General features: G+C 54.9%; 7 protein-coding genes. 2 read left to right on the forward strand and 5 right to left on the reverse strand.

The window, feature by feature from the left end; translation table 11 throughout:
* Positions 1-168 precede the first annotated feature (168 nt).
* Positions 169-813, forward strand: coding sequence for a hypothetical protein (locus tag CU041_RS20095; RefSeq protein WP_101248241.1), 645 nt, complete (start codon positions 169-171; stop codon positions 811-813).
* A gap of 70 nt (positions 814-883) precedes the next feature.
* On the opposite strand, the gene CU041_RS20100 is transcribed toward CU041_RS20095, so the two are convergent.
* From CU041_RS20100 to CU041_RS20115, 4 genes are all read right to left on the reverse strand, one after another.
* Positions 884-4,063 (reverse strand): efflux RND transporter permease subunit, encoded by a 3,180-nt coding sequence (locus CU041_RS20100; protein WP_101248242.1) that lies wholly within the window; start codon positions 4,061-4,063, stop codon positions 884-886.
* A gap of 36 nt (positions 4,064-4,099) precedes the next feature.
* Positions 4,100-5,263, reverse strand: a complete 1,164-nt coding sequence (locus CU041_RS20105) for an efflux RND transporter periplasmic adaptor subunit (protein WP_101248251.1) — start codon at positions 5,261-5,263, stop codon at positions 4,100-4,102.
* A 162-nt stretch (positions 5,264-5,425) separates the two neighbouring features.
* Complete coding sequence (locus CU041_RS20110) at positions 5,426-6,040, reverse strand: TetR/AcrR family transcriptional regulator (RefSeq protein ID WP_101248243.1); 615 nt, start codon at positions 6,038-6,040, stop codon at positions 5,426-5,428.
* A 290-nt stretch (positions 6,041-6,330) separates the two neighbouring features.
* Complete coding sequence (locus tag CU041_RS20115) at positions 6,331-11,166, reverse strand: NAD-glutamate dehydrogenase (RefSeq protein WP_101248244.1); 4,836 nt, start codon at positions 11,164-11,166, stop codon at positions 6,331-6,333.
* A gap of 383 nt (positions 11,167-11,549) precedes the next feature.
* On the opposite strand from CU041_RS20115, the gene fabI reads away from it, so the two are divergent.
* Positions 11,550-12,308, forward strand: a complete 759-nt coding sequence (fabI, locus tag CU041_RS20120; protein WP_101248245.1) for an enoyl-ACP reductase FabI — start codon at positions 11,550-11,552, stop codon at positions 12,306-12,308.
* 66 nt (positions 12,309-12,374) lie between these two features.
* Here fabI and CU041_RS20125 read toward each other — a convergent pair.
* Positions 12,375-13,124: DUF488 domain-containing protein (locus tag CU041_RS20125; RefSeq protein ID WP_324790285.1), on the reverse strand; the 750-nt coding region annotated here is incomplete at its 5' end.

Here is a 13,124-nt window from a genome sequence, read left to right on the forward strand (position 1 = left end):
ATTATTCCCGCCAACCCTTTGAACAAGCAAAATGATTATGGCTTTTTTATCTGCGTGACCAATATCACAGGACAAATACCGCAGATATCAAAGGCGCCCGGAAGGCACACCGATAAGTGGTCTTTTAATTGCATGCACAATTTAAGATATCACTCAAGGAGGTGTTTTATGGTCGAGTTTCAAGGAAAGATGTCCATCGTCGGTGCGCGGTACCTGACCATGCCCAGACCGATTGATCCGCAAACCGGTGAATACAGCACCAAGTTTTCGCTTGATGAATGGAAAGACATCCAGACCAAGCGCAAGGAACAATTCGAAACCTATCAGGCCAATGCCGAAAACCATCTGAACAGCTGGCTTGATGATAACAGCGACGCAGAGATCACACGCGCCTATTATCTTGATGATGAACTGGTTGCCGTGTTTGGCGAGGATAACGTCAATGTATCCAATGGCATGAATTACGCCATGGAGTATCGCTATGCACAAAGCGATGGCGAGGATCTTGGATATTCCGGGGATCAGTTAACCCGATATGTTGAAAACCGTATCGAGTTCGCGTTGCGTCGCGAATATGGCGACCGATTGACGGTCAAGGAAGGCCCGGCCGGGACACTTGGCACGCTGGCAGATTATCGCGAAGAACTGTTTGGCGGGGATCGATGGCCATCAGAAGAAAACATGCCGCCAATGCGCGAAATTGACTGGGATGCGCCATCACCGGCACAGACCGGCACCTGGCAAGGACCCGTGGCCCTGATTGATACCCAGGCATTTCTCGACATCCGCACCATGAGACTTGAGACGCAGTAGGATAAGTAAAACAGCCGGACCGGCGGGGTCGGGGAAAAAGACGGTCCGGCTGTTTCTGCAACGATGTCGGTTACTCCGCAGGCTGGTGTGCGTCAGCCTCATCAAGTGAACGAACTTCGTTGCGCCGGCCAATCATGCGTACAAGAACATAAAAGACCGGGGTCAGGATCAGGCCAAATATCGTCACGCCCAGCATCCCCGAGAACACGGCAATACCAATCGCGTGGCGCATCTCGGCACCGGCACCACTGGACAGAACCAGCGGCACGACACCCATGATGAAGGCCAAAGAGGTCATAAGGATCGGGCGCAGGCGCAGACGACTGGCCTCGATCGCGGCTTGAACGGTGCTGCGTCCCTGATGTTCAAGTTCACGGGCGAACTCGACAATCAGGATGGCGTTTTTCGATGCCAGTCCGGCCAGCACAAACAGGCTGATCTGGGTGAAGATATTGTTGTCACCCCCGAACAGATAGACACCAAACACAGCAGACAGGATGCTCATCGGGACGATCAGGATCACGGCCAGCGGCATGGTCAGGCTTTCATACTGCGCCGCCAGAACCAGGAACACCAGAAGGATACAGATCGGGAAGATGAAGATCGCCGTATTGCCCGCCAGGATCTGCTGATAGGTCAGTTCCGTCCATTCATAGGACATGCCGGGCGGCAATGTTTCATCCAGAATCTTGCTGATCGCAGCCTGTGCCTCGCCGCTGGAATAGCCCGGGGCGGCGTTGCCATTCAGATCGGCCGACCGGAACGCGTTGTAGCGCATTGCCGTGTCCGGTCCGAATGTTTCAGATACCGACAAAACAGATCCCAGCGGCACCATGTCGCCATCCGAATTGCGCGTTTGCAGACGCAGGATGTCTTCCGGGCTTGAACGATATGGCTTATCGGCCTGTGCGATCACCTGATAGGTGCGGCCAAAGGCGTTGAAGTCATTGACATACATCGAGCCAAGATAGACCTGCATGGTCCGGAAGATTTCATCAACCGGTACGCCAAGCTGCTGAACCTTTGTACGGTCAAGGGTCGCCTGAAGCTGCGGCACATTGATGTTATAGCTTGAAAACACACCGGTCAGTTCCGGTGCTGCCCATGCCTTGGCAAGGACCTGTTTCATGGCATCATCAAGGGCGCGATAGCCCAGATCGGAGCGATCCTGAACCTGAAGCTTGAAGCCACCAACAGTCCCAAGTCCCTGAACCGGAGGTGCCGGGAAGATGGCAACAAAGGCCTCGTCAATGGCGGCAAATTTCTGTTGCAGCTTGCCGGCGATGGCAAGGCCCGACAGATCATCGCTTTTGCGTTCATCAAAGTCGGTCAGCGTGACAAACACGATGCCGGCACTTGAACTGTTCACAAAGCCGTTGATCGAAAGCCCCGGGAAGGCCACGGCACTTTCAACACCGGGCTCCTTAAGCGCGATATCAGACATTTCACGAATGACATCTTCGGTCCGGTCCAGTGTCGCGCCCTGCGGGAGCTGGGCGAAACTGACCAGATATTGCTTGTCCTGAAGGGGAACGAAACCCGTGGGCAGAATCTGGAAACCCTGCCAGGTCAAAACCAGCAGCCCGGCATAAAGCGCCATCATGATGGCCTTGACACCCAGCAGACGCTTGACCCCGCCAGCATACATTTCCGTGCTGCGGTTAAAGAAGCGGTTAAAGCCGCGGAAGAACCAGCCAAAGACAAAGTCCATGCCACGCGTCAGCCAGTCTTTCGGCGCATCATGACCACGCAGAAGGACCGCCGACAAAGCCGGGCTCAGGGTCAGCGAGTTGATGGTTGAAATGATCGTCGCAATGGCGATGGTCAGGGCAAATTGCTGATAGAACTGGCCGGTCAGGCCGGAAATAAAGGCAATCGGTACAAACACACCGGTAATCACAAGCGAGGTCGCGATGATCGGACCGGTTACTTCGCGCATGGCCGCAACCGTTGCATCGCGCGGTGAAAGACCCCGTTCGATGTTACGTTCAACGTTTTCGACCACGACAATCGCGTCATCAACCACGATGCCGATCGCCAGGATCAATCCGAACAGCGACAGCACGTTGATCGAAAAGCCCATCAGAAGCATCAGGGCAAAGGTCCCGATGATCGATACCGGCACAGCCAGCAACGGAATGATTGATGCCCGCCAGGTTTGCAGGAAGATCGTCACCACGATCACCACAAGGGCGATGGCCTCCAACAACGTCTTGATCACCGATTTGATCGAACCGCGCACAAACACGGTCGGGTCATAAACAATCGAGTAATCGAGATCGTCGGGGAAGTTCTGTTTGAGTTCTTCCATGGTCGCGCGCACGTTGCTTGAAATATCAAGCGCGTTTGACCCCGGGGATGCAAAGATCGGAATGGCGACCGCGGGCTTGTTATCAAGCAGGGAACGCAGCGCATATTGCTGGGCTTCCATTTCGACACGCGCCACATCGCCAAGACGCGTAATCGTGCCATCGGCTTCGCGTTTGATGATGATGTTCTGGAATTCCTCGGGGGTTTCCAGACGGCCACTGATATTGATCGGCAACTGGAACTGCACGCCACTGTCATAGGGTGCACCACCGATGATGCCGGCTGCGACCTGGACGTTCTGGCTTTGGATGGCGGCAACCACTTCGCCCGCGGTCAGGTTGCGTTCGGCAACCTTGTCGGGGTTCAGCCAGACACGCATGGCATAATCGCCCGATCCGAACAGGCCAACCTGCCCGACGCCACTGATACGTGCCAGACGGTCACGGACATTAAGCGTCGCATAGTTGCGCAGATACAGCATGTCATAGCGTTCATTGGGCGAACGCAAATGCACGACCATGGTCAGATCGGGGGATCGTTTGGACACGGTCACACCAAGCTGACGCACGATATCGGGCAGGCGCGGTTCGGCCTGTGATACGCGGTTCTGGACCTTTTGCTGGGCCAGGTCGGGATCGGTGCCAATTTCAAAGGTCACGGTCAGCGACAGGTTGCCGTCCGTGGTGGCCAGTGAGTTGACATAAAGCATCCCTTCGACCCCGTTGATCTGTTCTTCAAGGGGGGATGCAACAGTTTCGGCAATCTCGGCGGGGTTCGCGCCGGGAAATTTGGCTTCGACCACGATCGAAGGCGGCACGACTTCGGGATATTCCGAAATCGGCAAACGCCACATCGCAATCAGACCGGCCAGCAACATCAGCACCGACAAAACGCCGGCAAAGATCGGGCGGTCGACAAAAAATCTTGAAAGGTTCTGCATGATAGTAAGCCTTGCTTAGCGCGCCATCCGCATCCCTCAGGATGCGGCGGCCTGCAGAATTTCGGGGGCGACCGGCATGCCGGGACGGACCTTCATGATGCCGTTGACGATGACAAGATCGCCTTCGTTCAGGCCAGAGGTCACAATGCGCATACCGTTGATTTCTGCCCCCAGGGTGACCTGGCGATAGGCAACCGTATTGTCCGGTTCGACCACATAGACGAATTTGCGGTCCTGATCGGTGCTGATTGCTTCGGGCGAAACCATGATGACATCCTGCTTGGCAAGCGTTCCGACCTGAAGGGCGGCAAACGTGCCCGGCAGAAGGTTGCCATCGAGATTGTCAAACAGTGCGCGGGTGCGGATGGTCCCGGTGCGCGCATCAATCCGGTTATCGAAACTGTGCACATAACCCGACACCTGACGCCCGTTTGACAGGGTCATGTTGACCGGGATGTTGTGGGCAGCTTCGTCGATTTTGCCGTCATCCCCGATGCTGGCAAAGAAGGTCTGCTCGTCGAGATCGAAATCGGCATAGATTTTACCGGTCGATACAATGGTGGTCAGAACCGGGGCATTCGGGCCGGCATTGACCTGGTTGCCAACGGTCAGTTCGACCCGGCTGACACGCCCGCTGATCGGGGCTTTGACAAAGGCATGGTCCAGTTCGATTTCGGCAAGTTCAAGATTGGCCTTGGCGCGGGTGACCTGACTTTGTGCCACGCGATGGGCATTCAGGCGTTCGTCATAGACGCGCTTGGAAACCGTGCCGTTCGACACCAGCTTTTCCGCGCGTGCCTTTTCCTTGGCCGCCAGCGACAGATTCTGTTCGGCTGCGGCCAGTTCGGCACGGGCTTCGTTCACGGCGGCCTGATAGCTGCGCGGATCAATCACGGCAAGCACATCGCCCTTTTGAACAAGCTGGCCGTCTTCAAACCGGATTTCGACGATCGCACCGCTGACCTGCGGGCGCAGCTGCACTTCTTCAACCGCGCTCAGACGGCCGGAAAAATTGTTCCAAAGACGGACGGAACTGCTTTGGACGTTGGATACGGTAACAGGGGTTGCCATCGGGGCGGTCTGAACCGCCACTTCGTCGGCAGATGAGCCAGAGATATGCAAGCCATATCCACCGGCAGCAGCAATCAGTGCCAATGCGGCAACTGGCAGCAAAATTTTGCGTTTTGATCGAGACTGCATCTTTTGATCTTCCAAATGGGTTGCGCCGCACACACGCGGCCCGTTTGAAGCTTAGATGCATACCAATCGGTTTGTTCGCAAGGGGAAGAAGGCAAAAAAATGGCGTTTTTTTAATTTTTATTGTTTTGCGACAGGAATGAAATCAGGAAAACATTCGGATAACTATCTGAATTTACATTGCAAATTAAGGATGCGATAGATCCCTTCGCGCAGATCAGACCGAACAGTATCAAGATCGTTAAAAACCTTGCCATAGGTCAGCAGGCCATGGACATACTGGAAAACCAGCCGTGCCAGGGTGGTGACGTCACCATCTTCGCCCAGCATGCCTTCGCCCTTCAGGCCGCGCACCATCGAGGCCAGATATTTGATCTGCTCGTCAGCCAGTTCGCGCGAACAATTCTGGATTTCCATATCTTCGGGGCCGACCTGGCCGCCAGCAGTAAAGATCGGACAGACACAGACTTCGCTTTCGCCGGGCACGGCATAGCGTTCCTGCTTGTCACAAACCAGTTCGATATAGCGGTTAAGCTGCTCGACCGGCGGAACTTCGGGGGAAAAGATGGCGCGAAGCTCATCCTTGCCCTTTTCCCAGTGATGGCGGGCAGAGGCCGCAAACAGGGCCGCCTTGCTGTCAAAATGATGATAGAACGCGCCTTTTGTCACGCCGGCATGCTTGCAGACATCACTGACACCGATATCGTGATAGCTGCGCGTTGACAGCAACTCGATCGCGGTTTCCAGAAGCTTGGTCCGGGTTTCTTCGGCGTTCCTCATGGCTTTGACCTGTATATTGATTATGGATCAGATATACGTACCGGTTGGTATTTTTCAAGGAAACCCAGCCGACACATTCCAAGATCATCATGTAAACATGGCAGGAGGATGACAGGAATGTTCAGAAATTCAAAGATTTAACTCGCGATGTGCGTGATGCACATAACAGCCATCAAAGCGGTATTTTTTTTCATCCCGTCCTGTTTCAACGACGAAATCCGGCCCCGAAACGACAAAAGAGGGCGCCTTGTGCGCCCTCTTTGCACTGAGATGTTTGATGCCGATCCGGATCAGGCCCCGATCAGCGCCCGCATCTGGCGGTTTGCCACCGTGATCATCGACAGATCGATCTGGCCCGCGGCGCGCAACTCGTTGATCAGTTCGTCACAGCGCGCACAACCACGCTGATGGGCGGCAACCCATTTATCCACAAGCTCGCTACCCGAGCTGCCTTTTTTGCCTTCGGCCAGAACAGCACGGGTCAGTTCGCGCTGATGACCAAACAGGTCATCAATCACTGCTGCACGTGCCAGTTTCTGCCAATGGGTTTCGGCTTCGATCGATTCTGCTGCGGCCCGCATCAGACCAAGCTGGAAGCGGGTTCCGACCGCAAAATAGGTCGATGCGACTTCGATGACGTCACGACCGGTTGCCTCGGCAATCCGGACCACATCACAAATTGCCACCATCTGGGCAACCGATGCGATACGGCGCGCAAGTTCTTCCGGAACGCCCTGTGCGGTCAGCGACTGGGTTTTCTGTTCCAGTGCGGTCCGGAATGCAGCATCGGCAGGAACGATTTCATCAAAGGCCGAAATCACCTTGGATACTGCCGGACGGAACATTTCGATCTTGGCACCGACATTCAGGTCTTCGCAATTGCGCAGGAACCATTGGGTGACGTCATTGACCATGCGGTTGATGTCGCGGAACATGCTGGTCTGCAATTTGGCCAGCACCACGTTATCAAGGGCTTCGATCCCGGCCCAAAGATCACGCAGACCAAACACCGCACGGGTGATCAGATAACCGCGTGATACATCAACGGCCGAAAGACCGGTTGCTTCCATCATGTCATGCACGAACGTGCCACCAACCCGGTTGACCAGACTGTTGGTCGCCACCGTGGCAATGATTTCACGTTTCAGACGATGGCCCGAAATCGCATCCGCATATTTCTTGCGAAGCGGTGTCGGGAAATAGCGCACCAGTTCTTCGACCAGAATCGGATCGTCAGGAAGATCGGATTCCAGCACCTCGTCATAAAGCCAAAGTTTGGCATAGGGCATCAGCACCGAAACTTCGGGGCGGGTCAGACCTTCATGCGCATTGGCACGACGTGCGAGTTCTTCATCATCGGGAAGATATTCGATTTCCCGGTTCAGACGGCCTTCGCGTTCGAGCATCCGGATCAGGCGCACCTGCGCATCAAGCAATTCCGAATTTGCCGCATGGGCATTGGAAATGGCCTGACTTTGCAGATAGTTGTCGCGCAGAACCAGATCGCCGACCTCGTCGGTCATTTCGACCAGAAGCTTGTTGCGCTGCTTTTCGGTCATATCACCGGCCGAGACAACTTCGCCCAGCAGGATCTTGATATTGACCTCGTGATCCGAGCAGTTCACACCCGCTGCGTTGTCGATCGCATCGGTATTCAGACGACCACCGGCATGGGCATATTCAATACGGCCACGCTGGGTCGCACCAAGGTTTGCGCCTTCGCCCACCACCTTGGCCCGGACTTCGCGACCATTGATGCGGATGGCATCATTGGCACGGTCCCCGGCATCGGCATTGGTTTCGTGACTGGACTTGATATAGGTCCCGATACCACCGAACCACAGCAATTCGACATCGGCCTTCAGAATGGCCTTCATCATGTCGGCCGGGGTTACCTTGCCGCCATCAAGACCCAGAAGCTTGCGGACTTCGGGGGACGGATCAAGGGTCTTGGCCTTGCGGTCAAAGATGTCGCCGCCTTTTGACAGGACCTTTTTGTCATAGTCGGTCCAGCTTGAACGCGGCAGATCGAACAGGCGTTTGCGTTCGGCAAAGCTTTTTGCCGGATCCGGGTCCGGATCGACAAAGATATGCATGTGGTTGAAGGCCGCGACCAGTTTGATCTGTTCGGACAACAACATGCCATTGCCAAACACGTCACCGGACATGTCACCAACACCGGCGACGGTGAATGGCGTGGTCTGGATATCCTTGCCCATTTCGCGGAAGTGGCGTTTGACCGATTCCCAGGCACCGCGCGCCGTGATGCCCATTTTTTTGTGGTCATAGCCCTGCGACCCGCCCGATGCAAAGGCATCGTCAAGCCAGAAGCCATAATCACGGGCGACACCATTGGCGATATCGGAAAATGTCGCCGTGCCCTTGTCAGCAGCAACCACCAGATAGGGATCATCATCATCAAGACGACGGACCCGTTCCGGCGGAATGATTTCGCCGCCAACAATGTTGTCGGTGATATCGAGCATGCCGCTCATCAGTGTTTTGTAGCAGGCAATGCCTTCTTCAAGAAATGCTTCGCGCGACCCGTCCGCAGGCGGACGTTTGACCACGAACCCGCCCTTGGACCCGACGGGCACGATCACCGCGTTCTTGACCATCTGGGCTTTGACCAGACCAAGAATTTCGGTACGGAAATCTTCCTGACGGTCGGACCAGCGGATGCCGCCACGGGCAACCGGCCCACCGCGCAGATGGACAGCTTCGACCCGCGGGGAATAGACAAAGATTTCCCGCCACGGACGCGGCAGGGGCAAATCTTCGATCATGCCGGAATTGAATTTGACCGACAGATACGGTTTCGGATTTCCATCCGCACCATACTGGAAGAAGTTGGTGCGCAATGTCGACTGAACCAGATTGAGGAAGGCGCGCAAAATGCGGTCTTCGTCCGGGTTCATCACGTCTTCAAGACGGGTGATGATATCGGCCTCGATCACGTCGACTTCGGCGGCCAAACCCGGATCGCGATCCGGATCAAACTTGGCAATGAACAGCGACACAATCGCCGATGCCAAGGCCGGGTTATTGGCAAGGGTACGCGCCATATAGTTCTGCGAGAAGGCCGAGCCCATCTGACGGGTATAGCGGGCATAGGCCCGCAGGATGACGACTTCGCGCCAGTTCAGATTCCCCAGCAGAACCAGACGGTTAAAGGCGTCATTTTCGACCTCGCCATGCCACATGCGCACGAACAGTTCCTGGAACTTGTCACGGACGTCATGCAGATTGAACTCGCCATCGACAACCACACCGAAATCATGGATCCGCACGTTGGTTTCAACATCGCGCGGGCTTACGGTAAACGGGTTTTCGGTGATGACCTTAAGCCCCATATTTTCAAGCATGGGCAGAACATCAGACAGCGGAACCGGCGCACCGGGATTGTAGATCTTGAAGCGCAGTTCGTTTTCGGCAGCCTCGATCGGGCGATACAGGTTCACCCGCAGGTCATTGGCCTTGATCACATCTTCGATGCGTTCAATATCAAGGGCCGCACTTTCGACCGTGAAACGTTCGCGATAGTCGCTTGAGAAACTTTCCCCATAGCGACGATACAGCGCCAGACCACGTTCTTCGCCCATTTCACGGACAAGAACCTGACGCAATGTGTCGGTCCAGTCGCGGGCAACTTCCACCAGCTGACGTTCGATTTCTGCAACGTCATATTCCGGCAGCTCACCCGGATTGGTTTTGACCAGCAAATGCAGACGCGCAAGCGGGCTGTCCCCGATCAGGGTGTAATGTGCGGTTACCTTGCCATCAAAGGCATCCTCGATGACTTTCTGGAACTTGAAGCGCAACTTGGTCGAGAACCGGTCACGCGGACAGAACAGCTGACAGGATACAAACCGTTCAAACGCATCGCGACGGACAAACAAGGCGATGCGTTGACGTTCCTGCAAATGCAGGATGCCCATGCAGGTATGATACAGGTCATCGAGTTCGACCTGGAACAGCTCATCGCGCGGGAAAGTTTCAAGAATATTGACCAGCGCCTTGCCATCGTGGCTGGCAGGCGGGAAGCCGGCACGTTTGACCGTTTCGGCAAGTTTCATGCGCAGAAGCGGGATCAGACGCGGGCTGAGGTTATAGGCGACCGAAGTAAACAGACCGACAAACAGATGCTGACCGACGACCTTGCCCTTGGCGTCGAACTGTTTGACGACGATGGTATCAAGATGCACCGGGCGATGAACGGTGGATTGCTTGTTGGCTTTGGTCACCATCAGAAGGTTGGGGCTGGTGACGAAATCCTGAACTTCGGGCGACAGATTGCCGATCTGGCGCAGTTCGTCAAAAACATGCGTTCCTTCACGCGACAGGATGCCAAGCTGGTTTTTCACCTCGACATCGACCGCACCCTTCTTGCCACCGGTTTTGAAGCGGTATTCGCGATATCCAAGGAAGGTGAAGTGATCATTATGCAGCCAGCCAAGGAAATCCTTGACCTCCTGGCGGTCTTCCTCGGCAACGCCACCGGTGCTTTCACCGATTTCATCAAGAACTTCGGTGACCTTTTTAAGCATCGGCTGCCAGTCACGCACAGCCAGCGCAACATCGGTCAGCGCGTTTTCCAGACGGTCGTGAATTTTGGTCAGAACAGCCTGATCGGTTTGTTCGTCAATTTCGACATGCATCACCGATTCACGCGGGTCTTTTGACTCGTCCACCCCGGCAACCGACAGCAATTCACCACTGTCATCACGGGCAATGCGCATGATCGGGTGAATGACAAGATGCACGGTCAGATCAAGTTCATGCAGGGCCGATGTTACGGAATCGACCAGAAACGGCATGTCGGTATTGCTGATTTCGATCACGGTGTGATCGGATTTCCAGCCGTGCTCTTCGAGATCGGGGTTATAGACCCGGATCTTGGCAGCATCGGCAGACGGGCGCTTTTGCGCGAATTTATAAAGCGTCAACGCCGCGCCATAAAGCGAGTCGACCGATCGACCCGCCATGTCGTCAGGCGGAACATCCTTATAAAAAAGGCGAACGAATGCTTCTGCATCCTTCGCCGTCTTGCCTTTTATACGTTGCTTGATTTGTTCGACAACTTTGTCGATGACTTCCCGTTTCGGGTCGTCTTTTCGGGCTTTCATGTCCAATTTCCCTTTTTCTCAGTTCTGTTTGCCAGAACCGAAACACCGACCTTTGCGGCCGGCATCACACACCACGGATGTCACATTTTATTTTTGGGCCGAAACCCGAAAGAAACCGGGGGAAAACCGCTATTGGATGACACGGAATTCCGAAGGATCCTTCCAAGGCTACACATAGCCGATCAATTGCCTAAAAACTATGCTTCTGCACAAAAAAAATTCATTTAACCAACAAGCTAGGCATCACCCATCTGATTAACTGTTAGGCAGTATTGTCACAGAATTTTGTTCTTTGCTGCGACGCAAAATCACCTAAACTGTTTCCTGCTGCCATACACAGCCGATTCTTTCGCACCCGCACACCACATTGCCGGAGACACGCCATGCTGGAAGGCAAAAAGGGATTAATCGTTGGAATTGCCAATGACCTGTCCATTGCCTGGGGATGTGCGCGCATTTTCCGACGCGAAGGTGCCGATCTTGCGGTCACCTACCTCAATGACAAGGCCGAACCCTATGTTCGCCCCCTTGCCCAAAAGGTCGATGCCGCGATCATCACCAAACTTGATGTCAGAGATGAACAACAATCTGACATGTTGTTTGCGCAGATCGAAAAACAATGGGGAAAGCTTGATTTTCTGTTGCATTCCATCGCTTTTGCCCCGGCAGATGCCCTGCACGGGCGGGTCGTTGATTGCTCGCGCGACGGATTTTTGGCCGCCATGGACATATCGTGCCATTCCTTTGCCAGGCTCGCCAAACGGGCCGAACCGCTTATGGGCGATGGCGGGACACTTTTGACGGTAACCTATATGGGATCGGAACGGGTTGTGGATCATTACGGGGTGATGGGCCCGGTAAAGGCCGCACTTGAAACCACGACTCGCTATATGGCAGCCGAGCTTGGCGCCAAAGGCATCAGATGCCATGCCATATCGCCCGGCCCGCTTTTGACCCGTGCCGCATCGGGCATCGCCGAATTTCAGCATCTTATGGATGAAACCGCCCAGCGCGCCCCGTCAAAACGCCTTGTCACCATTGACGAGATCGGTGAACTGGCAGCCTTTCTGGTCAGTGACCGGGCAAAATCACTGACCGGCGATGTCGTCCATATTGATGGCGGTTACAACATCATGGGCTAGATCCGCAATCAGGCGGCCCGCATCGCCAAGACCCCGATTACCCACCCCCATCATGCCCCAAGCTTCCTAGCGGCGCTTGATGGCGTCATCGGCCATTGGCGCGACACGTTTGATCTGTCGGGCCAATGCCAGTTTGTAATCAGCATCCGGGTCGGGTTCGGCCGCGGCAAACAGATCGGGGACATCCCCGCCATTGACCTGAAGCATCCTCTGTTCAGTTTCCGTCTGGCTTTCGATGCGGCCTTCGACCAGATGGCGCAAATCAAACCCGGCTTCCTTCAATGCCGGTGCGATCAGCAAGGTCCGATGACAATCAAGCGGGTCCTTTTCCGCACACATCAGGCAAATACGATATTTTTCCGCCCCGCTGACAAGCCGCGCGATCCCCGACCGGAAAGCAGGCGTTTGCGCCATCAGGCCATAATCAAGCTGCCCATCAGGATACAGCGCGGGAGTCTGGGGCTTGCCACCCATCACATCGCCCATAAAGACATAGGCAATGCCGTTTTCGCGCAAAAACGGCCCGAAACTGTCCGCATCAAAAGCCGTCCAGTAACTGGATCGCTTGAATGTCCTGATATCGGCAACTGCCGTGATGCCCTGCGCCTTGAAAAGCGCAAGCAAACTGTCACGGTCATGCCCGGCATAGCCGACAGTGAAGATGATACGATCTGGATTATGCGAAGTGGTCGAAGCTTGATTTTGCATAGGGCCAAGAAACGATAATTCGGCCCAAGCTGCAAGATTGATGGTGACTCCGTCACGCAATCGCAAAAGCAAAAGGCCGCCCCGAAGGACGGCCTTTGAACTTTCATC

Source organism: Thalassospira povalilytica, from assembly GCF_002844235.1.
In the GTDB taxonomy this organism is placed as follows: domain Bacteria; phylum Pseudomonadota; class Alphaproteobacteria; order Rhodospirillales; family Thalassospiraceae; genus Thalassospira; species Thalassospira povalilytica.